Raw genomic sequence first — 20,701 nt, 5'->3', positions numbered from 1 at the left:
GGTTGGTGGTTACGATCGGGAGCTGTGGAGTTCCGGGTGCTCGGGCCGGTCGAGTGTTACGCCGACGACGGCGTGCGGCTGAGCCTTGGGCCGCCCAAACAGCGGGCGGTGCTCGCGTTGCTCCTCGCGCAGCCCGGCCGGGTGCTGTCGGTCGACCGGCTGATCAGCGTGCTGTGGGACGACGCTCCGCCCAAGACGGCGCTGAAGAACCTCCAGGTCTACGTCTACCAGCTGCGCAAGGTCGTCGGCTCGCGGCTGCTCTCGCGGGCGCCCGGCTACCTGATGTCGATCGACCCGGCCGAGCTCGACCTCACCCGGTTCACCGAGCTGCTCGAGCTCGCCCGCGGGGAACGCACGCCGCGCGGTTACCGCGAGGCGCTCGCGTTGTGGCGCGGGCCCGCCCTCGCCGATCTCGCCGCGTCCGGCCTGCTGCGCGGGGTCGTCGCGCAACTGGAGGAGCTGAGGCTGGCCGCGCGGGTCGAGTGCGCCGAGGCGGAGCTCGACCTCGGCCGGCACGTCGAGATCGTCGCGGACCTGAACGAGTGGGTGCGCGAGCACCCGTTGAACGAACGCCTGCGCGAGCAGCAGATGGTCGCGCTGCACCGCGCGGGGCGTCCGGCCGAGGCCCTGGCGGCCTACCAGGAGTGCCGCCGGGTGCTCACCGACGAGCTCGGCGTCGAGCCGGGGGAGTCGCTGCGGCGGCTGCAGGCCGAGATCCTGCGCGCGAAACCCGTTGGCGCGGCGGCGATCCGGCAGCTGCCGCCGGACGTGGTCACCTTCGCCGGCCGCGGCCGCGAGCTCAACCTGATCAAGGCGCAGCAGCGGCAGGACCGCGTCGCGGTGTGCGTGATCACCGGGCAGGCGGGCATCGGCAAGTCGGCGCTCGCGGTGCGGGCGGCGCACGAGATCGCCGCGAGGTTCCCGGACGGCCAGCTCTACGCCGACCTGTCCGACGGCGCGTCGGACCGGATCCTGAGCCAGTTCCTGCGCGCGTTGGGCGAACGGCCCGGCGACGAGGAGGCGCTGCGCTACCGCTCGCTCACCGCGTCGCGCCGGCTGCTCGTGGTGCTGGACAACGTGGCCACCGCGGGTCAGGTCACCCGCCTGCTGCCGACCGGTCCGGGCTCGGCCGTGCTGATCACGTCCCGCCGCCCGCTCACCTCGCTGCACGGCGCCTCGTACGTGAAACTCGGCGCGCTGCAACTGGAGGACGCGCACCGGCTGCTGGAGGGCGTCGCCGGGAAGGTCTCGGACGCGGCGGAGCTCGTGCGCTGGTGCGGCGGACTGCCGCTGGCCCTGCGCATCGCGGGCGCCCGGCTCGCCGCCCGTCCACAGTGGACCGCACCGCTGCTGGCGGCACGGCTGGCGGACGAGGCGCGCCGCCTCGACGAGCTGAGGCTCGGCGACGTCGCGGTGCGCTCGGCGTTCGAGGTCAGTTACGCCGAGCTGGGTTCTCCGGACGTGGCAAGGGTGTTCCGGCTGATCGGACTCCTCGACGGCCCCGACTTCGCGGTCGCCGCGGCACGGGCGCTGACCGACGTGCCGGACGTCGGGGACCTGCTCGCCGAACTCGCCGACGCACACCTGGTCGACGAACCGGTGCCCGGCCGGTTCGCGCTGCACGACCTGCTGCGCCTCTTCGCGCGCGAACGCTGCCGCGCCTCGGAGTCGGCCGAGGAACGTTCGCTCGCGCTGGAACGCCTGCACAAGCACTACCTGGAAGCGCTGGCGGACACCCCGTCCGACCTCTGGCTGGCCGAAGAGCGCGACAACCTGATCGCCGCCGCACACCAGGCCTCCCCGGCCGACGCGATCGCGTTCGCCACGGGCCTGTCCTGGTACTTCCGCCGCCGTTCCGAGGTGGCGGACTGGGCCGCGCTGAACACGCTCGCCCTGGAGGCCGCCCGCTCCCTGGGCGACCTCCGCGCGGAAGCGCTGGCGTTGAAGGAACTGGGCGCCGCCTGCGAGCGCGGCTTCAAGTTCGGCGAGGCACAGCGGCACTGGACGGCGGCACTGGCCCTGGCCCGTGAACTGCACGACCGGCAGCTCGAAGCCGTGACCCTCAACAACCTCGGCATCACCCACTGGCGCCGCCGCGACCTGCCCGCCGCGCTGACCTCGCTGGAGGCGTCGCTGACGTTGCGCGAGGAACTGGACGACTCGCAGGGCGCGGCCTACGTGCGCACCAACCTGGGCCTCGTGCACGCCGCGCTGGGCGACCTCCCCGCCGCGCTGGTCTGCTACGAGGAGACGCTGACGACGTTGCGCGCGTGCGGTGACAGGTCCGGAGAGCTGCACGCGCTGGCGAACATGGCCGACGCCCACCGCCAGCTCGGCTCCCTGGACCGGGCGCTGGAACTGGCGGAGGAGGCGCTGGACCTCGCGCGATCGGTGGGGGACAGGCAGATCGAGGCGGGCGTGCTGCTGGACCGCGGCATCGTGCACGAGCTGGCCGGCCGGGGTGAGGAGGCACGCGCCTCGTACGCCGAGGCGGTGCAGCTGTCGCGGCGCATCGGGTTCCGGTGGGGTGAGGCGGAGGCGTCGCGGAAGCTGGCGGGGCTGGACGGCTAGGTGTGGTGTCCGGGACGTTGTTCCGGGCGTGACGTTCAGTTGCTGTTAGCAACTGGTTAGCGCGGTTCTCCAGTCTCGGTGGCGGAGGCGAGAATGCCGCCTCCGCCGAGAAGGGGGATTCTCTTGATCCGCAAGATGATGACGATCCTGGCGGGAGTCGCGTTCGCGGCGTCGCTGCTGTCGATGCCCGCGAGCGCCGCCGCGCCGCGCTCACCGATGGGGGAGGGAAGCGACGTGTCGACGGCCGCCTACAGCGACTGTCCCGCCGCCCGGATGTGCATCTTCAACAACCTCAACGGAGGCCGTCCGTGGGGCTACTTCGCAGTCGGTGACGCCAACCTGGGAGCGGCGCCCGGTCCGAGCGGGCTCAACAACAACGCCGAGAGCGGCTACAACCGCACCAGCCAGGTCTGGTGCTTCTACGACGGCGCCGGCTACACGAACCTGCTCGGCTACATGGATCCGGGCGACCAGTACAACTTCGCGGTGGACAAGCGCAACAAGGTCAGTTCGCTGCGGGTCTGCCCCTGACCGGTGGAGGCGGGGGCGCTGCTCGCGGAGTCCCCGCCTTCGCTCACGCCGTGGCGTCGCAGCGGTACCAGTCGTCGTTGTGTCCACCGTGGTCGAAGTACCGCCGGTACGCCTCCGATCAGACCGGTCACCGGGTGACCACAGCGCGGTGGCCCGATGTCGCCGATCAGGCTCGGGAACGCCTGGAGGGCGACCGTTGGCGTCAGCGGGATCGCCCACGGCTGTTCATCCCCGCAGGGCTGCTGGCGCGGCTGCGCGCCTCACCCGCCCGCCGCGTACCTGCCGGCCGCGAACACCCCGTCCGGGTCGAGGGCCTGCCCGATGCTCGCCTGCAGCGCCGTCGCCGCCCCGGGCCTGTCGACATCCCGCCGATAGGGCAGGAAACCGTGTGCCGCAAACGCTTGGTGCAGCCGGTCGAGCGTCTCCCGTGCCTCCGCGACGGCCGCGGGATCGTCCGCCGGGAAGCCGATGGCGATGACGTGGTCGACGGCTTCGTTGTCGTGGACGTTCACCGTGACGGCGGGCGTCGACGCGCAGCAGCCGCGGATCAGCTTCTCGGCGAGCGCGACCGCCTCCCCCGAGAACGGGACGAGCGGCAGGAACATCAGCAACCCGAGTTCGGCGTCGACCCGGTCGGCCGGGCGTCCCGCGGTCCTGCGCAGGAACCACGTGTCGGCCGGATCGGGATCCCCCGCGTACGTCGCGCGGACCACCTCGTCCGCGGTGGAGGCCGGTGCCGCGACGAGCGGTGAATGCCGTGCCGCAGCATGGAGTACCGAACCGAGCGCCTCCACGACCTCGCCCGCCCCGCTGAGGCAGACGTGCGCGAGGTAACCGTCCGCCTGTGCCGCGACCGGGTTGTAGATCTTGGTGGTCGGCGGGACCAGCCGCTGGTCCGTCCACGACCGCAGCGCGTCCACCGCGTCGGCGAGGTCGTCGGCCGCGAAGGTGAACGGCAGCAGCCGCACCTCCTCGGGCCTGGGCAGCAGCCGGACCACGGCGGCGGTGACGACCGCGGACGACGACTGAGTGAACAGGTGGGTGAGCGTCGGCCCGAGGCCGTGCGGGCGCGGGACGGCCGACACCCCCGGCCACCAGCCGACCTGCTCGCGCCGGCCGTCGGCGAGCACCACCTCCAGCCCGACCAGGTCCTCGGCGCGGGCGCGGTGCACGCCGACGCCACGCTCCAGCGCGTTGCCGATGATGCTGGTGCGCAACGAGGACGTGGTGAGGTTGAAGATCCTCGGCGTGCCCCACAACAACTCCGCGAGCGCGCCTTGTGAGACACCCGGCTCCACCACGGCGTAGCCGCGTTCGACGTCGAGCGCGCGAACGCGGTCCAGGCCCGACAGGTCGAGGACGGTGGCACCGTCCGCGACCGGCAGACCCGAACCCAGGCCCCAGTTGTAGCCCTTGCTGATCGGGTGCAGCGGACGCCTGCCGGACCGGACGATCTCCACGACCTCGTCGGCCGTCGCCGGACGGAGGACATCGGCGATCGCTCGCGGGCGGAAGGCGGCGGGTTGCTTGAGGGACACGCGGCGCACCATAGGGGCAGGCGGCGGCGGAGGCCGGTAGCCAGACGTAGCGCGTCACGGTGAGGACGGGCAGGATGCCCCGAACGGCCTAGTCTGGATCATGTGGAACTGCTGCACCTCCGCTACTTCGTCGCGGTCGCCGAGGAACTGAACTTCTCCGCGGCCGCGCGGAAGCTGCACATGGCCGCCTCCCCGCTGAGCCAGCGCATCAAGGACCTCGAACACGAACTGGGCCGTCCGCTGTTCGACCGCAGCACCCACCACGTGGCGCTGACCGACGCGGGCACCGCCCTGCTGCCGATCGCGCGCGACGTGCTCGACCGGGTCGGGTCCATCCGCTGGCGCCTCGACCAGGCGACGCACGCCGCCAGGTCCACGGTGTTCGTCGGCATTCCCGCGGGTGTCCACCCGGTGCTGCGGGAACGGCTGACGGTGCTGGCGGAACGGGTCTCGGGGCGGTTCGAGGTCAAGCGCTGGCCGGGCACGACCACGGACCTCGTCGCGGCGGTGAAGGACGGCAGGCTCGCGCTCACGCTGGCGCGGCTGCCCGTGCAGGAGGCCTCGCTCGACACGCTGCACGTCATGTCGGAACGCCTCGGCGCCGTGGTGCCCGCAGACCGGTTCGAAGGCCGGAAATCGGTCAAACTGGCCGATCTCACCGATCTCGCCTATGCGAAGTCGCCCGAGGAAATCATGCCCGCGTATTTCGAGCAGCTCGACCGCCAATTGCGCGAGCTGGGCATCAAAAAGCGCATCCAGCTGAGCAACACCGGCTATCAGGGCACCTCGGAGATCGTCTCGGGCGGTCTCGGGTTCTCCGTGTCGATGCTCGACGAGGACAGCTCCATGCGCGGCTACCAGCTGGACAACATGGCGGTCCTGCCGTTCGAGGACTTCCGTGCGCAGCTCGACACCGGACTGCTGTGGCGCCGCGACCGGGCGAGCGGTGGGGACATCGAGGAAATCGTCGCGGTCGCGAAAGAAGTGTTCGCGGAGCCGATCGTCAAATGAGAAATGGTGTGACCGCTGTGGTCATACCATTGTTCGCGACATGATCGTTCCCTTTCTCCTGGTTCTTCACTAACTTCGGTGGTGCAGGAACGAACAGGTGCGAAAGGACGAACGATGAAGGACATCACCGCCGGTCCGCTGGACGGCGTGCGCGTGATCGACCTCTCGACCGTGGTGATGGGCCCGTACGCGGCCCAGATCCTCGGAGACCTCGGCGCCGACGTGATCAAGATCGAGTCGCCTGTGGACACCGTCCGCAACGGCCGCTACCGCACCACGCCGGGCATGACCCCGTTGAGCCTCAACGTCAACCGGAACAAGCGCAGCATCGCGCTGAACCTGAAGGACGAGGACGACCGCGAGACCGCCCTCGCGCTGATCGACACGGCCGACGTGCTGATCACCAACATGCGACCGGGCGCGCTGAGCAGGCTCGGCCTGAACTACGCGGACGTCGCCGAACGCAACCCCGGCCTGGTCTACGCCCACGCCCAGGGCTTCCGCGGCGACTCCGACCGCGCGGGCACCGCGGCCTACGACGAGACGGTCCAGGGCGCGTCTGGCCTGGTCGACATCGCGAACCGCGCCCTCGGCCGGCCCGTCTACCTGCCGACGATCATCGGCGACAAGGTGTCGTCGCTGACCATCGCCTACAGCGTGCTCGCCGCGCTGGTGCACCGGAACAACACCGGGCAGGGCCAGCGCGTCGAGATCCCCATGGCCGACACGATGATCGCGTTCAACCTGGTCGAGCACCTCGCGGGGCACGCGTTCGTGCCGGAGGAGGGGCCGACGGGCTTCAACCTGTCGATGGCCAAGGGCCACCACGCCGTGCACACCAAGGACGGCCTCGCGTGCGTCGTGCCCTACAACCCGCAGAATTTCCGCGACTTCTTCGCCGCCGCCGGCCGTCCCGACCTGGTCGAGGACCCGCGCGTCGCCGGTGAGCGCATCGACCCCGGTGACAGCGACGACCTGATGGGACTGGTCGACGAGTGCGCGTCCGCGCTGTCCACCGAGGAGTGGGGAGAGGTGTGCGCCAAGCACAGCATCCCGTTCGGGCCGGTGCTGGAGCTCGACAAGGCGCACGAGGACCCGTACGTCCGCGACGGCCACCTGCTCGACGTCGTGCAGCACCCGAGCGAGGGCGCGATCCGTTCGATCGGCATCCCGGTCCGGTTCTCCGCCACGCCCGCCACCGTCCGCCGTCTCGCCCCGCTGCCGGGGCAGGACACCGCTGAAGTGTTGAAGGAGCTGGCATGACCGTCGTGCGCACCGAACGCGTCGGATCGGCACTGCTGATCACGATCGACCGCCCGGAGGCCCGCAACGCCGTCAACGCGGCCGTCGCGACGCAACTCGCCGCCGCGCTGGACGAACTGGAGGCCACGCCGGAACTGCGCGTGGGCGTGCTCACCGGAGCAGGCGGCTCGTTCAGCGCGGGCATGGACCTCAAGGCCGCGCTGAAGGGCGAGTCGCCGGTGGTCGGCGGCCGCGGCCTCGGCGGCCTCACCGAGGCGGAGCTGACCAAGCCGATGATCGCCGCGGTCGAGGGCTTCGCGCTCGGCGGCGGGTTCGAGCTGGCACTGGGCTGCGACCTGATCGTCGCCGCCGAGGACGCGAAGTTCGGCCTGCCCGAGGTGAAGCGCGGCCTGATCGCCGCGGCAGGGGGAGTCGTGCGCCTGCCGCGGCGGATCCCGCACCACCTCGCCATGGAGATCTTGCTGACCGGCGAGCCGATCGACGGCAGCCGGGCGGGCGCGCTCGGCATCGCCAACAGGGTCGTGCCGAACGGGGAGGCCGCCGCGATCGCACTCCAACTGGCGGACCAGATCGCCCTGAACGCCCCGCTGGCGCTCGCCGCCGTCAAGAGGGTCGTGCGGTCCGCCGATCCCTGGGCCGCGCAACGCACCGAGAGCGCGAAGCTGATGACCACGGCCGACGTCCGCGAGGGCATGACCGCGTTCGCCGAGCGTCGCACTCCACAGTGGACAGGACGCTGACATGCTGGGAATCACACCGTTGAGCGCACCGGCCTTTCCGGCCGTGCAGCCCCGGTTCTTCGACCGCGAGTACCTGAACATCGTCTACCGGACCGACCCGGAGGCGTTGCGGGCCGTGGTGCCGCAGCCGCTGCGGATCGACGAGCCGCTCGTCCGGTTCGAGGTCATGAAGATGAACGACGTCACCGGCTACGGCCCGTACACCGAGGCCGGCCAGGCGGTCCAGGTCGTCTTCGACGGCGAACGCGGCGAGTACCTGCACGCGATGTACCTGGACAGCTTCGCCGCCACGGCGTCCGGCCGCGAGGTCAGCGCCTACCCGAAGGTCATGGGCTCGCCGAAGCTCTACGCCGACAACGGCGCGCTGGTCGGCACGCTCGACTACGGCACGCTGCGGGTGGCCACCGCGACCATGGGTTACAAGCACCACGAACTGGACCGCCGCACGGCTGAGGCGGAGATCACGGTTCCAACCTTCATGCTGAAGACCATCCCTGACTATGACGGTTCGCTGCGGGTGCAGGAGCTCGTGCGCACGGAGATCACCGACGTCGTGGTCAAGGCCGCGTACACCGGCCCGGCGCGCCTGCAACTGTTCCAGCACGTCCTCGCGCCGCTCGCCGACCTCCCGGTGCTGGAGGTCGTCTCCGCCAGCCACGTCATCACCGACCTGACGCTCGCTCCCGCCAAGCCGGTTCACAACTACTTGGAGGAAGCATGACGACCGTCGTGGTCATCGGTGCAGGTGTCATCGGACTTTCGTGGGCCCGGCTCTTCGCCGAGCACGGCCTGACCGTTCGCGTCGTGGACCCCCGCCCCGACCTGGTCGTTCCCGACGGCGTGCAGATCGCGCGGAGCGTCTCGGAAGCCGTGCGGGACGCGGACTTCGTGCAGGAGAACGGCCCGGAGGACCTGGAGTTCAAGAAGACCCTGTTCGCCGAACTCGTCCGGGAGGCCCCGGAGCACGCGCTGCTGCTCAGCTCGTCGTCCGCGATCCCCTCGACCGCGTTCACCGAGGGCATCGACGGCTCGCGCGTCCTCATCGGACACCCGTTCAACCCGCCGCACGTGATCCCGCTGGTCGAGGTCGTGCCGGGGGAGCAGACGAGCGAGGAGTCCGTGACCAGGGCGGTCGAGTTCTACCGCTCGCTCGGCCGCACGCCGGTCGTCGAACGCAAGGAGGTCCCCGGCTTCGTCGGCAACCGCCTGCAGGCCGCGCTCTCCCGCGAAGCCGCCTACCTGGTCGAACAGGGCGTCGTGACGCCCGCCGACCTCGACACCGTCGTCACGAACTCGCTCGGCCTGCGCTGGGCGACCGTCGGACCGTTCCTGGGCGCCCACCTCGGTGGTGGACCCGGCGGTTACCGGCACCTCGCCGAACACATCGGGAAGTCCATGCGGGGTTTGGAACTGGGCATCCCGTCGCAAGATCCCGAACGGCTGATCAAGGCCGTCGAAGACGCTTACGGCTCCTCCACGTACTCGGCGCTGGCCGAGACGCGCGACCGCAAGCAGCTCGCCGTTCTGACGGCATTGGAGGAGAACTGATGAACCGCCTGGAAGACCAGCTGACCGCCGACTTCTACAACTACGAGGCGCTGCTCGGCGACGACGAGCGCAAGATCCTGCTCGGCGCCCGCGAGTTCATGACCACCGAGATCAAGCCGCTGGTCAACGAGTACTGGGCCAAGGGCGAGTTCCCGCACGAGCTGATCGGCAAGTTCCGCGGCGCCGGCCTCACCGCCCTGTCGTACGAGGGCTACGGCGAGCACCCCGCCGCCGTCAGCAACCTGCTCACCGGCATGCTGGCGATGGAGATGACCCGCACCGACGCGTCGGTCGCCACGTTCTTCGGCGTCCACAACGGACTGGCGATGTACTCGATCTACGCGGGCGGTTCGCAGGAGCAGCGCGACCGCTGGCTGCCGGCCATGGCCGCGATGGACAAGATCGGCGCGTTCGCGATGACCGAACCGCTCGGCGGCTCCGACGTGGCGGGCGGCATGCGCACCACGGCCGAGCGCGACGGCGACACGTGGGTGCTCAACGGCGCCAAGAAGTGGATCGGCAACGCCACCTTCGCCGACTACGTGATCGTGTGGGCCCGCGACCTCGCCGACAACCAGGTCAAGGGTTTCGTCGTGGAGAAGGGCACGCCCGGCTTCGTCGCCGAGAAGATCGAGGGCAAGATCGCGTTCCGGATCGTCGAGAACGCCGAGATCACCCTCACCGACGTCCGCGTGCCGGAGGCGAACCGGCTACAGGGCATCCACTCGTTCCGCGACGTCGCGGAGATCCTGCGCGCCACCCGCGGCGGCGTCGCCTGGCAGGCGCTCGGCGTGATGATCGGCGCCTACGAGGCCGCTCTCGCCTACGCGAAGGAGCGCGAGCAGTTCGGCCGCCCGATCGCCCGTTTCCAGATGGTGCAGGACAAGCTGGTGCAGTCGCTCGGCAACATCACCGCGTCGTGGGGCATGCTCGTGCAGCTCGCGAAACTGCAGGACGCGGGCATCTTCCAGGACGAGCACTCGTCGCTCGCGAAGGCGTTCGTCACCTCCCGCATGCGCGAGGTCGTCGCCTGGGCGCGGGAGATCTTCGGCGGCAACGGCATCGTGCTCGACTACGACGTCGCCCGCTTCTTCGCCGACGCCGAAGCCATCTACTCGTTCGAGGGCACGCGCGAGATGAACACGCTGATCGTCGGCAAGGCGATCACCGGCGAGAGCGCCTTCGTGTAGGAACGCTCAGGCCTCGGGGATCTCGACGACCACGTGCGTCGACTTGATCGAGGCCACGGCGACGCTGCCGACCTCCAGGCCGAGCTCGTCCGCGGACTCACGGCTCATCAGAGACGTGACGCGGAAGGGCCCGGCCTGCATGTCGACCTGGGCCATCACCCCGTCCTTGACGACGCGGGTGACGATGCCCTTCATGCGGTTGCGCGCCGAGGCCGCCACGGTCGCACCGGGCTCGGCCACGTCGGTCATCTTCTGCGCGAACGCGGCGAGCTCGATCCCGCTGACGCCCTTGCGCCCGTTGTCCAGGACGACCGACGCGAGGCGGCCCTGGTCGATCCACCGGCGCAGGGTGTCGTCACTGACCCCGAGCAGCGCGGCGGCCTCGCTGATCCGCAAGTTCGGCACGGGCGGAAGTGTATATCCGCGTTCGCGGCGTCAGGAGTGCCCGGCGATGCGGTGGGGCTGGTAGCCCGACTCCAGTTGCTCCACCTCGGCGCCGGTCAGCTCGAAGTCCAGCGCCGCCACCGCGTCGTCGAGCTGCGCGGGCTTGGTGATGCCGACGATCGGTGCCGTGACAACGGGATTGCGCCGCAGCCAGGCCAGCGCGACCTGTGCCCGTGACACCCCGCGGGCGTTGGCGATGGCGGCGACCTGGTCGACGATCGCCCGGTCCGACTCCAGGTACAGCGTGGACCCGAACTCGTCGGTCTCGGTGCGCGCGGTCGTCGCGTCCCAGTCGCGGACCAGGCGGCCGCGCGCCAGCGGGCTCCACGGGATCACGGCGATGCCCTGGTCCGCGCAGAACGGCAGCATCTCGCGCTCCTCCTCGCGGTAGAGGAGGTTGTAGTGGTTCTGCATCGACACGAACTTCGTCCAGCCGTTCTCGCGTTGCGTGAACAACGCCTTGGCGAACTGCCACGCGTACATGGACGACGCACCGATGTAGCGCGCTTTGCCGGACTTCACGACGTCGTGCAGCGCTTCGAGTGTCTCTTCGAGAGGGACGGAGCCGTCGAAGCGGTGGATCTGGTACAGGTCCACGTAGTCCGTGCCGAGCCTGCGCAACGAGTTGTCGATCTCGGCGAGGATCGACTTCCGCGACAGGCCGAAACCGTTGGGGCCTTCGTGCATCCGGTGGTGCACCTTGGTCGCCAGCACGATCTCCTCGCGCCGTCCGAAGTCGCGCAACGCGGCGCCGGTGATCTCCTCCGAGGAACCGGCCGAGTACATGTTCGCGGTGTCGAAGAAGTTGATGCCGGCGTCGAGCGCGGCCTTGATGAACGGCCTGGACTCCTCCTCCGGCAACGACCACGGGTGGCCGCCCCGCTTCGGGTCTCCGTAGCTCATCATGCCGAGACAGATCTCGGACACGTCCATGCCGGCGAGCTTGGTGTAGCGCATGGTCAGCCCCTCAGGAAAACGATGATCACGGTCGGGTGATGGTGACGACAACCCGTTCAACATCAACGTAGTCCGCGTCGCTGGATCGTGCCTTCGTTCGACACGTCCGTGGCTAGCGGGCCTGATCACCTGACCAGCAGGTTTAGCGTCGTTTTCCCGGGGTCTGAGAGGAAAGCGCAATGACGAGCATCGACCTGGTCGCGCCACCGCGGCACGTGCTGGAGCGCACCCGTGCCGCGGTCGGGATCTTGCTCCCGGCGGCGCTGGCGGAACTTCCGGACGAAACACGCGAGGTGGTCGAGTTCGGCCTCGCCCGGCAGGACTTCTCGACGGCCGCGCTCGTGCTGCTCTCCGCCGAGGCGTTCGGTGACGCCGACGTGGCCGCGGTCGCCCTTGCGCTGGAGTTCGCGCAACTGCACGAGCGACTGCACGCGGACCTCATGATCCGCGGGGGCGCGTGGGAGGCGTTCGGCGCGGACAGGGTCGTCTCGGTGGCGGACGCTCTGCTGTCCCTCGCCTTCGCGCGGCTCACCAAGCCCTGGGTGATGATCGTCAACGTCGCGCTGATGTCCGTTGTGGACGGTTACGTCCAGGAGATCGGCATGGACGAGGAGGACGACGTCGACCTGGCTCAGCACCTGGGTGTGGCGGCGGCGAAGCACAGCTCGCTGCCGGCGGCGGCGTGCGAGCTCGGGGCGCTGGCCGGTGGTGCGAGCGCGAGCCAGGCCGGGCACCTCAGGCAGTTCGGGGACGACGTCGGCCTGGCGCGCAAACACGTCGACGACGTCCTGGCCCTCCGCGACGCTCTCGCGCACGGCCGCCGCACGCTGCCGATCGTGGCGGCGGCGAACTCCGGGATGAGCGTCGACGGCGGGCGGAAGTGGTGCGAGCAGCAGGCCGGACTGCTGCTCGCCCGCGCCCTGAACCACCTGCGGAAGTGCGGTGCGAGGGCGCGGGCTGCGGAAGGGCTGGCGGCGCTGGCCGAGGAACTCACGACCGCCCGGCGTGCTCCGGCCGTGCCGGCTCAGCCGACGGGGCGCAGCACGACCTTGCCCGGTGCGTGACCGGTCGCGACGAGGTCCTGCGCCTCGGCCGCCTCGGCCAGCGGGAGGCTCCGCGCGACGCGCACAGCGAGCTTGCCGTCCACCACGAGCTGGGCGTACTCGGTCAGCCTCGTGCCGAACGGCGCGCCTCCGCCGGAGAACGTGACGCCGAGTTCGGCGGCCTGGGGATCGGCGATCGTGATGATCCGGTCGGTGCCGCCGCGCAGTTCGACCGACAGCGGCAGGTCGCCCTGCCCGGCGGCGTCGTACACGGCGTCGACGCCCCGCGGCGCGGCGGCGCGAACCCGGTCGGCGAGACCCTCGCCGTAGGCGACCGGGATGGCGCCGAGCGACCGCAGGTAGTCGTGGTTGGCGGGGGAGGCGGTGCCGATGACCGTGGCACCGCGAGCCACCGCGAGCTGGACGCCGACGGCGCCGACCACACCCGAAGCGCCGTGGACGAGCAGCGTGTCGCCCTCGCCGACCTCCAGCTCGTCGAGCACGCGGACCGACGTCTCGACGGCCACGGGCAGCGCGGCGGCCGTGTCCCAGTCGAGGTCCGCGGGCTTGAGGGCGAAGTCGGAGGCCAGCGCGTACTCGGCGTAGGCGCCGGTGACCGTCCAGCCCAGGACCGAGTCACCCACCGCGACGCCGGTGACGCCCTCGCCGACCTCGTCGACGATGCCGGCCGCCTCCAGGCCGGGGGTCGCCGGGAACGGGGGCGTCATCTGCGGTGGCATCCACCCGTTGCGGATCTTGTGGTCCAGCGGGTTGACCGCCGCGGCCACCACTTTCAACCGCACCTGTCCCGGGCCGGCGTGCGGCTCCTCGACCTCGTTCAGGCTCAGCACTTCCGGGCCGCCGAAGGTGGTGTAGGTGATCGCCTTCATCTCTGACTCCTGGTGCTCGTCGTTTGGTTGACATGTCAACCCTAGCGACGGCGGTGCTCTGCCTGCCCCCGCACTTCGGCTAGTCCCACCTAGCCGAAAGACCAGTCGGGTGCACGTCCGGCCGGACTACGCTGGTCACCATGGACCTGCTGGCCGCCGCCGACGTGATCCGGGCACCCCTGAGCGAGACGCTGTCGCGGCTGTCGGCCGCGATCGCCGGCGCCATTCCGCACCACGCCATCGCCGAGCTGTCCAACTGCTCGTTCGCGCCGTTCAAGCTCCGCGGCGAGACGCCGGTGACGATCACCGACATCGCCGCGTTGCGCCCCCTGCTGCCGGGCCGGGGTGCCTGGCAGGGGCGCGCGGCCATGGCCGGGAACGACGTGCCGGTCGTCGTGCTGGTGAGCGACGTGTCCGTGCCGAGCGCGCTGCTGGTGCTCCTGCGTGCCGACGACACCCCCGTGACCGACGAGGTGCTGGCACCCGCCGTCGCGTTGTGGGACTTGGTCACCGCGCACATGGAGGGCCTGCGCAACGAGGCGGTGCCCGCGACGCTCGCCGTGTCCCGGGCCGCCGCGGCGGCGCGTGCCGTCGCCATCTCCGACCTCGGCGACGCGTACGGCGCTTCGCTGACCGCGCTGCTCGGCGTGCTGCGCGACCACGGCGTGGACGACGCCGTCGCCCGCTCACGGTCCGTCGACCTCGCCGTCACCGCACTGGTCGAGCTGCGGTCACGGGCCGACCTGGACCGGGCGCAGACCGAGGAAAGGGCGGGAGAGGCCTTCGAACGGCTCGCCGAGTCGTTGCGCCGCGTGCTGCGCGGCCGCGACGTGCGCCTGGACCTGGGCACGCCCGGCGCGGAGGAGGGCGCGGACCGGATCGTGCCGACCGAAATCTCCGCCACGGCCGCCGCGGTGGTCCGGTCCGCCGTGCACGCGATGCTGGACGACCAGGGCGGGGTCGGCCGCGTCCACATCGGCTGGAAGATCGTCGGCGCCGTGCTGAGGGCGACCGTGCGGGACGACGGTCCCGGCACCCTGTCCTGCGGCAGCCTCGACCGGCGCCGGGTACCGGAACGCCTCGGGCCGCTCGGCGGGAAGGTCGAGGTCGACGCGGTGCCGGGCTGGGGCGCGACCGTGACGATCGAGGTGCCGCTCGGGCCGCGGGAGAGTCCGCGCGAGGACCCGCTCACCGTGCTGGGCGCGCGGGAGCTGGAGGTGTTGGGGCGTGTCGCCCGTGGCCGGCGCAACCGCGACATCGCCGGTGAGCTGCACATCAGCGAGTCCACGGTGAAGTTCCACGTGGCTAAGATCCTGGAGAAGCTCGGCGTCGGCTCACGCGGTGAGGCCGCTGCCCTGGCGCACGAGTGGGGCGCCGCGCGTTAGGCCGTGTCCTCCGGGTCTCTCGACCGTGACTCTCATCGAACGGACTCACAGGACACGGCCGCCTAGCCGATCTCGCCCATCCGCTGCCGCACGAGGTCACGCACCACGTCGTCGGGCAGCGGCGCGTCCGGCGTGAACCGCACGGTGCCCTTGGAGAGCGAGAACCCGGCCAGCCGGTCACGCACCACGTCCACGGCCGCGGGACTGAACGGGAACACGGCCAGGTGGTCCTTCGCCGCCTTGAACCCGAGCAGCGGCTTGCCCTTGAGCCTCAGCGCGGCCATTCCGTAGCTCAGGCCCTGCTCGGCCGCCGGCGCCAGTTCCTCGGCCAGGGCGCGGATGTGGGCGAACGCGTCGCGCGCCGGGGCGTCGAGGCCCGCGAAGTAGTCGTCAACGTCGGCCATGGCGGCACGCTACTCGCGCGAAGTGCTCCGCGAGCGAACCTGTGGCACCCGGCGGGACCATGTCCTCTCCTTCTCGATACAGAGACCTGGACCACCCTCGGTTGCACGTCCAATAGTAGGAAGTCAAACTATTCTCATGGCGACCACTCTGCACAAGCCGGCGAACCCGGTGCGCTTTGTGACCGCGTCCAGCCTGTTCGACGGCCACGACGCGGCTATCAACATCATGCGGAGGATCCTGCAGTCGCAGGGTGCGGAGGTCATCCACCTCGGCCACAACAGGTCGGTGTCGGAGGTCGTCGACGCGGCGATCCAGGAGGACGTCCAGGGCATCGCCATCAGCGCGTACCAGGGCGGGCACGTCGAGTACTTCTCGTACCTGGTCGAGCTCCTGAACGAGCGCGGCGCCGGGCACATCCGGGTCTACGGCGGCGGTGGCGGCGTCATCGTCCCCGAGGAGATCGAGCTGCTGCACTCGCGTGGGGTCGCGCGGATCTTCTCGCCGCAGGACGGGCAGACGCTCGGCCTCGCCCGGATGATCAACCTGATGATCGAGGAGTGCGACCACGCGCTGACGGAGCCGTTCAGCCACGACGCGCTGCTGACGGGGGCGGACGAGGCCCTGGCGCGCGCGATCACGCACATCGAGGCCGGCGCCGCGGAACCCCTGGAGACCACGCGCAAGGTGCCGGTCCTCGGCATCACGGGCACCGGTGGCTCGGGCAAGTCGTCGCTCACCGACGAGCTGGTGCGCCGCTTCCGGCTCGACCAGCAGGACAAGCTGCGCATCGCCGTGCTCGCCGTCGACCCGACGCGCCGGCGTGGTGGTGGCGCGCTGCTCGGCGACCGCATTCGGATGAACTGCCTCGACGGCGACCGCGTGTTCTTCCGTTCGCTGGCCACGCGCCGTGCGGGCAGCGAGATCCCGGACGGCCTGGAGCAGGCCATCGTGGCGTGCAAGGCGTCCGGTGTCGATCTGGTCATCGTCGAGACGCCCGGTATCGGTCAGGGCGACGCGGCCATCGTGCCGTTCGTCGACTTCTCGCTGTACGTGATGACGCCGGAGTTCGGTGCCGCTTCGCAGCTCGAGAAGATCGACATGCTCGACTACGCGGACGCCGTGGCGATCAACAAGTTCGAGCGCCGCGGTGCGGAGGACGCGCGCCGCGACGTCGCACGGCAGATGGTGCGCAACCGCGAGGCGTTCGGCGTCAAGTGGGAGGACATGCCGGTCTACGGCACGTCCGCCGCGACGTTCAACGACGACGGCGTGACGGCGCTCTACCAGTTCCTGCGCGACGGCCTGGTCGAACACGGCCTGCACGCCGAAGAGGGCGCACTCGCCCCCGTGGCCGGCAAGACGTCCACGAGCGCCTCCACGGTCGTTCCCGCCGCACGGGCGCGCTACCTGTCCGACATCTCGGACACCGTGCGCGGCTACCACCGCAGGACCGGCGAGCAGGTCGAGGCGGTCCGCAGGCACCTCCAGCTCTCCGGCGCGCAGAAGGCGTTGGAGGCGGCGGGCAAGGGCGTCGCGGACATCGCGGAGCTGGCCTCCGAGGCCGAGCGCAAGATCGACCGCGAGACGGTGGACCTGCTGCGCGCGTGGCCTGCGACCGTCGAGCAGTACTCCGGCGACGAGCTCGTGTTCAAGGTGCGGGACAAGGAGATCCGCACGTCGTTGACGCGCGAGACGTTGTCCGGCAACCAGGTCCGCCGGGTCAGCCTGCCCCGCTACGACGACGAGGGCTCCCTGCTGCGGTTCCTGCGCAAGGAGAACCTGCCGGGCTTCTTCCCGTACACCGCGGGGGTCTTCCCGTTCAAGCGCGAGGGCGAGGACCCGGCGCGCATGTTCGCGGGGGAGGGCGACGCGTTCCGCACGAACCGCCGCTTCAAGTACCTGTCGAAGGGCAACCCGGCCACGCGCCTGTCGACGGCGTTCGATTCGGTGACGCTCTACGGCCGCGACCCCGACACCCCGCCGGACGTCTACGGCAAGATCGGCACCTCCGGCGTCTCGATCGCGTCGCTGGACGACATGAAGGCCCTGTACGACGGCTTCGACCTCGTCGCGCCGACGACGTCGGTGTCGATGACGATCAACGGCCCGGCGCCGACGATCCTCGCCTACTTCCTGAACACGGTGATCGACCAGGAGGTCGGGAAGTTCAGGGACGCGGAGGGCCGTGAGCCGAACGCCGAGGAGTACGAGAAGGTCAGGGCCTACGCGCTGGCCAACGTCCGCGGCACCGTTCAGGCCGACATCCTCAAGGAGGACCAGGGCCAGAACACCTGCATCTTCTCCACGGAGTTCTCGCTGCGCATGATGGCGGACATCCAGGAGTGGTTCATCCAGCAGCAGGTCCGCAACTTCTACTCGGTGTCGATCTCGGGCTACCACATCGCCGAGGCCGGGGCGAACCCCATCAGCCAGCTCGCCTTCACCCTGGCCAACGGCTTCACCTACGTCGAGTCGTACCTCGCGCGCGGCATGAACATCGACGACTTCGCGCCGAACCTGTCGTTCTTCTTCTCCAACGGCATGGACGCCGAGTACAGCGTCATCGGCCGCGTGGCCCGCCGCATCTGGGCTGTGGCCATGCGCGACCGCTACGGCGCCGCGGAGCGTTCGCAGAAGTTCAAGTACCACGTGCAGACGTCGGGCCGTTCGCTGCACGCGCAGGAGATGGACTTCAACGACATCCGCACGACGCTGCAGGCCCTCTGCGCGCTGTACGACAACTGCAACTCCCTGCACACCAACGCTTACGACGAGGCGATCACCACTCCCACGGAGTCGTCCGTCCGCCGCGCGATGGCCATCCAGATGATCATCAACAAGGAGTGGGGCCTCTCCGCCAACGAGAACCCGCTGCAGGGCTCGTTCGTCATCGACGAGCTGACCGACCTCGTCGAAGAGGCCGTGCTGATGGAGTTCGACCGCATCTCCGAACGCGGCGGCGTGCTCGGCGCGATGGAGACCGGCTACCAGCGCGGCCGCATCCAGGACGAGTCGATGCTCTACGAACAGCGCAAGCACGACGGCTCGCTGCCGTTGATCGGCGTCAACACCTTCCTGCCCGAGGACGGCACGCGCGAGGTCGTGAAGATCGAGCTCGCGCGCGCCACCGAGGAGGAGAAGGAGTCGCAGGTCGAGCGCACCCGCGCCTACCAGGCCGCGCACCGCGACGAGGCCCAGAAGGCGTTGGCCCGCCTGCGCGAGGTGGCGCAGACGAACGAGAACGTGTTCGCGGTGCTGATGGACGCGGCCCGTGTCTGCACGCTCGGCCAGATCACCGAGGCGTTCTTCGAGGTGGGCGGCCAGTACCGCCGCAACATCTAGACCGCGTAGGGCCGGCCGACGATCCACCCGCCGACGTGTGCGGGGAGCTCGTCGGTCGGCACCAGCTCGACGGTGTCGCCGACGTTCACCACACCCGGCTGGACCACCCAGCTGTCCAGGCACAGCACGCCACCGAACTCGTGCCGGATGCGCCGGTGCACGTCCAGGTCCTGCGCGCCGGTGTCCGGATCGATGGTCGTGACCACGCACCGGGCGCGCTTCTTGTACATCCCGATCACCACGTCACCGACGACCAGGGCGTGCCCCGGCCAGCCGTCCTCCTCGCCGGCCTCGACGCCGCCGATGAGGATGTTGGGCCGCAGCCGCCGCACGTCGACGCCCGCGGCCTCGACCTGGCCGTCCGTGGCCACCAGGACGTTCAGCACGTCGAAGCGCTCCGGGCCGGTGTAGCGGGTCAGTCTGCCGCCGAACGGCAGCACCCGCTCGTGGGCCTGCCAGCTGTCCCAGGGGTGCCCGTCCACCAGCGGGCCGTCCGGGCCGGTGGTCGCGGGGATCGTGAGCAGGCCGTATCGGGTGCGCCCGGTCAGCACGCCGTGCGGGCCCTGCACGTGTACCAGCCGGTCGCCCTCGACGCCGTCCGGGGTGAACGTGGCCTGCTGGAGTTCTTCGCCGCCCAGTGACTTCACCGGGAACCGCCACAACGCCTTGACGTGCATGGTCGTCACTCCGCCGGGATCTCGTAGGTCGAGCTGGGGTCGATGCGGCGCTCGGATTCGGCGATCTGCACGTCGTTGATGCTCGCCTCGCGCCTGCGCATCAGGCCGGACTCGGCGAACTCCCAGTTCTCGTTGCCGTAGCTGCGCCACCACTGACCCTCGTCGTCGTGCCACTCGTACTGGAAGCGCACGGCGATGCGGTCGTCGCCGAACGCCCACAGCGACTTGCGCAGCACGTACTCGTGCTCGCGCTCCCACTTCTTCGTCAGGAACGCGACGATCTCGCCGGTGCCGTGGACGAACTCGGACCTGTTGCGCCACACCGAGTCCGGCGTGTACGCGCCGGCGACGCGCACCGGGTCCCTGGTGTTCCAGGCGTCCTGCGCCGCCTGCACCTTGAGGCGGGCGGTCTCGGCGTCGAACGGGGGCACGAGTTTCATGACGGTCCTTCCAACGGTTGGGCGACGCTGCAAACGTTAGAACGAGTTTCTAACGGATGCAAGCCTGTGTTACCGTTAGACGTGCTGACGCCCGACGAGCCCCGTCCGGTCCTGCTGATGAACACCATCTGGGCCAATCGGTCGCAGGTCCACGACGACCTGACGACTGTCGGTGGACTCCGCGAGTTCCTGGGCGTTCCGGCGGACGAGGCCGATCTCGTCGCGTTCCGCTCGTTGCGGCAGGCACTGCGCGACCTCGCGGGCGTGCTGACCGAGGACACGCGTCCGGTCGCGCGGGATCGTGACCTGGAGCGGGCCGTGGCCGAGGTCAACCGTGCGGCGCGCAGTGCGCAGCGGTGGCCGCAGCTGACCGTGCGCGACGGCGAACTGTTGCGGCACAACGAAAGCGACGGATCGCTCGCGGATCGTGAGCGTGCCTCGATCGCCGCGGAGGCCGTGGACCTGTTCACCGGTGAGAACAGGGTTCTGTTGCGCGCCTGTTATGCGCCGGGCTGTGTGCTCTACTTCGTGAAGGACCATCCGCGCCGTGAATGGTGCTCGCCGTCGTGCGGCAACAGGGTCCGCGCGGCTCGCCACTACCGGCGCAATCGGGGTGAATCCCCTGGTCCGAACGGGTTTTCCTGATCAGCGGGGGTAAACATGGGCCGTCCCGGTTCCGATTAAACGGACAACAGTTGGGCGCGTTCTGTGTGTGGTGGTGATCCG

Annotated in this window: 19 protein-coding genes; 12 read left to right on the top strand and 7 right to left on the bottom strand. The window is 70.2% G+C overall.

Translation table 11 applies throughout. The features are described 5' to 3' along the window. Nucleotides 1-24 precede the first annotated feature (24 nt). On the top strand, nucleotides 25-2,571 hold the full coding sequence (locus DFR72_RS41500) for an AfsR/SARP family transcriptional regulator (protein WP_170176641.1): 2,547 nt from the start codon (nucleotides 25-27) through the stop codon (nucleotides 2,569-2,571). Between the two features lie 123 nt (nucleotides 2,572-2,694). Beyond that, nucleotides 2,695-3,102, top strand: a complete 408-nt coding sequence (locus DFR72_RS41495) for a peptidase inhibitor family I36 protein (protein WP_170176640.1) — start codon at nucleotides 2,695-2,697, stop codon at nucleotides 3,100-3,102. 260 nt (nucleotides 3,103-3,362) lie between these two features. On the opposite strand, the gene DFR72_RS41490 is transcribed toward DFR72_RS41495, so the two are convergent. Next, complete coding sequence (locus DFR72_RS41490; RefSeq protein WP_211335745.1) at nucleotides 3,363-4,640, bottom strand: FAD-binding oxidoreductase; 1,278 nt, start codon at nucleotides 4,638-4,640, stop codon at nucleotides 3,363-3,365. Nucleotides 4,641-4,742: 102 nt separating this feature from the next. Here DFR72_RS41490 and DFR72_RS41485 point away from each other — a divergent pair, with 102 nt between their 5' ends. The 6 genes from DFR72_RS41485 to DFR72_RS41460 all read left to right on the top strand — a co-directional run bounded on the left by DFR72_RS41485 (nucleotide 4,743) and on the right by DFR72_RS41460 (nucleotide 10,392). Then, the gene (locus DFR72_RS41485; RefSeq protein WP_090065080.1) at nucleotides 4,743-5,651 is read left to right on the top strand and encodes a LysR family transcriptional regulator; all 909 of its coding nucleotides are present in this window, start codon (nucleotides 4,743-4,745) and stop codon (nucleotides 5,649-5,651) included. A 114-nt stretch (nucleotides 5,652-5,765) separates the two neighbouring features. Next, nucleotides 5,766-6,914: a CaiB/BaiF CoA transferase family protein gene (locus DFR72_RS41480; RefSeq protein WP_177224531.1), complete on the top strand. Its 1,149-nt coding sequence runs from the start codon at nucleotides 5,766-5,768 to the stop codon at nucleotides 6,912-6,914. Next, nucleotides 6,911-7,654, top strand: a complete 744-nt coding sequence (locus DFR72_RS41475) for a crotonase/enoyl-CoA hydratase family protein (RefSeq protein ID WP_090065079.1) — start codon at nucleotides 6,911-6,913, stop codon at nucleotides 7,652-7,654. The genes DFR72_RS41480 and DFR72_RS41475 overlap by 4 nt, the downstream gene beginning before the upstream one ends. 1 nt (nucleotide 7,655) lies before the next feature. Continuing rightward, nucleotides 7,656-8,375 carry an acetoacetate decarboxylase gene (locus tag DFR72_RS41470; RefSeq protein WP_090065078.1) on the top strand — a complete coding sequence of 240 codons (720 nt, stop codon included), beginning with the start codon at nucleotides 7,656-7,658 and terminating at the stop codon, nucleotides 8,373-8,375. After that, a complete protein-coding gene (locus tag DFR72_RS41465) occupies nucleotides 8,372-9,202 on the top strand; it encodes a 3-hydroxyacyl-CoA dehydrogenase NAD-binding domain-containing protein (RefSeq protein WP_090065077.1) in 831 nt (276 codons plus the stop codon). The genes DFR72_RS41470 and DFR72_RS41465 overlap by 4 nt, the downstream gene beginning before the upstream one ends. After that, complete coding sequence (locus DFR72_RS41460; protein ID WP_090065076.1) at nucleotides 9,202-10,392, top strand: acyl-CoA dehydrogenase family protein; 1,191 nt, start codon at nucleotides 9,202-9,204, stop codon at nucleotides 10,390-10,392. The genes DFR72_RS41465 and DFR72_RS41460 overlap by 1 nt, the downstream gene beginning before the upstream one ends. Nucleotides 10,393-10,398: 6 nt before the next feature. Here the strand turns inward: DFR72_RS41460 and DFR72_RS41455 are convergent, their stop codons facing one another. Then, a complete protein-coding gene (locus DFR72_RS41455; protein ID WP_090065075.1) occupies nucleotides 10,399-10,797 on the bottom strand; it encodes a TOBE domain-containing protein in 399 nt (132 codons plus the stop codon). Between the two features lie 30 nt (nucleotides 10,798-10,827). Then, complete coding sequence (locus tag DFR72_RS41450; protein WP_090065074.1) at nucleotides 10,828-11,793, bottom strand: aldo/keto reductase; 966 nt, start codon at nucleotides 11,791-11,793, stop codon at nucleotides 10,828-10,830. 179 nt (nucleotides 11,794-11,972) lie between these two features. Between DFR72_RS41450 and DFR72_RS41445 the strand changes: the two genes are divergently transcribed. Beyond that, a complete protein-coding gene (locus tag DFR72_RS41445; protein ID WP_090065073.1) occupies nucleotides 11,973-12,857 on the top strand; it encodes a polyprenyl synthetase family protein in 885 nt (294 codons plus the stop codon). On the opposite strand, the gene DFR72_RS41440 is transcribed toward DFR72_RS41445, so the two are convergent. Then, nucleotides 12,818-13,726, bottom strand: a complete 909-nt coding sequence (locus tag DFR72_RS41440; protein ID WP_090065072.1) for an NADP-dependent oxidoreductase — start codon at nucleotides 13,724-13,726, stop codon at nucleotides 12,818-12,820. The genes DFR72_RS41445 and DFR72_RS41440 overlap by 40 nt on opposite strands. A gap of 140 nt (nucleotides 13,727-13,866) precedes the next feature. Between DFR72_RS41440 and DFR72_RS47630 the strand changes: the two genes are divergently transcribed. Beyond that, nucleotides 13,867-15,111, top strand: a complete 1,245-nt coding sequence (locus tag DFR72_RS47630) for a helix-turn-helix transcriptional regulator (protein WP_090065071.1) — start codon at nucleotides 13,867-13,869, stop codon at nucleotides 15,109-15,111. 62 nt (nucleotides 15,112-15,173) lie between these two features. Here the strand turns inward: DFR72_RS47630 and DFR72_RS41430 are convergent, their stop codons facing one another. Further along, nucleotides 15,174-15,515: an iron chaperone gene (locus tag DFR72_RS41430; protein ID WP_090065070.1), complete on the bottom strand. Its 342-nt coding sequence runs from the start codon at nucleotides 15,513-15,515 to the stop codon at nucleotides 15,174-15,176. 136 nt (nucleotides 15,516-15,651) lie between these two features. On the opposite strand from DFR72_RS41430, the gene icmF reads away from it, so the two are divergent. After that, nucleotides 15,652-18,858 carry a fused isobutyryl-CoA mutase/GTPase IcmF gene (gene icmF / locus DFR72_RS41425; protein ID WP_090065069.1) on the top strand — a complete coding sequence of 1,069 codons (3,207 nt, stop codon included), beginning with the start codon at nucleotides 15,652-15,654 and terminating at the stop codon, nucleotides 18,856-18,858. Here icmF and DFR72_RS41420 read toward each other — a convergent pair. Further along, entirely contained in the window at nucleotides 18,855-19,535 is a 681-nt protein-coding gene (locus tag DFR72_RS41420) for an MOSC domain-containing protein (RefSeq protein ID WP_090065264.1), read from the bottom strand. The two genes, icmF and DFR72_RS41420, sit on opposite strands and share 4 nt — an antisense overlap. Nucleotides 19,536-19,540: 5 nt before the next feature. Further along, nucleotides 19,541-19,975 carry a nuclear transport factor 2 family protein gene (locus tag DFR72_RS41415; RefSeq protein ID WP_090065068.1) on the bottom strand — a complete coding sequence of 145 codons (435 nt, stop codon included), beginning with the start codon at nucleotides 19,973-19,975 and terminating at the stop codon, nucleotides 19,541-19,543. Between the two features lie 117 nt (nucleotides 19,976-20,092). On the opposite strand from DFR72_RS41415, the gene DFR72_RS41410 reads away from it, so the two are divergent. Next, nucleotides 20,093-20,620, top strand: a complete 528-nt coding sequence (locus tag DFR72_RS41410; RefSeq protein WP_090065263.1) for a CGNR zinc finger domain-containing protein — start codon at nucleotides 20,093-20,095, stop codon at nucleotides 20,618-20,620. The last annotated feature ends 81 nt before the right edge of the window (nucleotides 20,621-20,701 follow it).

Origin of the sequence: Lentzea flaviverrucosa, assembly GCF_003350445.1 — a bacterium.
Taxonomy (GTDB): domain Bacteria; phylum Actinomycetota; class Actinomycetes; order Mycobacteriales; family Pseudonocardiaceae; genus Lentzea; species Lentzea californiensis.
This window is presented reverse-complemented; position numbering and strand designations above follow the sequence as displayed.

Coding starts and splice junctions, on each gene's coding strand:
- DFR72_RS47630 (WP_090065071.1), top strand. CDS start 13,867: ATGGACCTGCTGGCCGCCGCCGACGTGATCCGGGCACCCCTGAGCGAG.
- DFR72_RS41450 (WP_090065074.1), bottom strand. CDS start 11,793: ATGCGCTACACCAAGCTCGCCGGCATGGACGTGTCCGAGATCTGTCTC.
- DFR72_RS41420 (WP_090065264.1), bottom strand. CDS start 19,535: ATGCACGTCAAGGCGTTGTGGCGGTTCCCGGTGAAGTCACTGGGCGGC.
- DFR72_RS41475 (WP_090065079.1), top strand. CDS start 6,911: ATGACCGTCGTGCGCACCGAACGCGTCGGATCGGCACTGCTGATCACG.
- DFR72_RS41465 (WP_090065077.1), top strand. CDS start 8,372: ATGACGACCGTCGTGGTCATCGGTGCAGGTGTCATCGGACTTTCGTGG.
- DFR72_RS41430 (WP_090065070.1), bottom strand. CDS start 15,515: ATGGCCGACGTTGACGACTACTTCGCGGGCCTCGACGCCCCGGCGCGC.
- DFR72_RS41470 (WP_090065078.1), top strand. CDS start 7,656: ATGCTGGGAATCACACCGTTGAGCGCACCGGCCTTTCCGGCCGTGCAG.
- DFR72_RS41460 (WP_090065076.1), top strand. CDS start 9,202: ATGAACCGCCTGGAAGACCAGCTGACCGCCGACTTCTACAACTACGAG.
- DFR72_RS41480 (WP_177224531.1), top strand. CDS start 5,766: ATGAAGGACATCACCGCCGGTCCGCTGGACGGCGTGCGCGTGATCGAC.
- DFR72_RS41445 (WP_090065073.1), top strand. CDS start 11,973: ATGACGAGCATCGACCTGGTCGCGCCACCGCGGCACGTGCTGGAGCGC.
- DFR72_RS41410 (WP_090065263.1), top strand. CDS start 20,093: ATGAACACCATCTGGGCCAATCGGTCGCAGGTCCACGACGACCTGACG.
- DFR72_RS41415 (WP_090065068.1), bottom strand. CDS start 19,975: ATGAAACTCGTGCCCCCGTTCGACGCCGAGACCGCCCGCCTCAAGGTG.
- icmF (WP_090065069.1), top strand. CDS start 15,652: ATGGCGACCACTCTGCACAAGCCGGCGAACCCGGTGCGCTTTGTGACC.
- DFR72_RS41440 (WP_090065072.1), bottom strand. CDS start 13,726: ATGAAGGCGATCACCTACACCACCTTCGGCGGCCCGGAAGTGCTGAGC.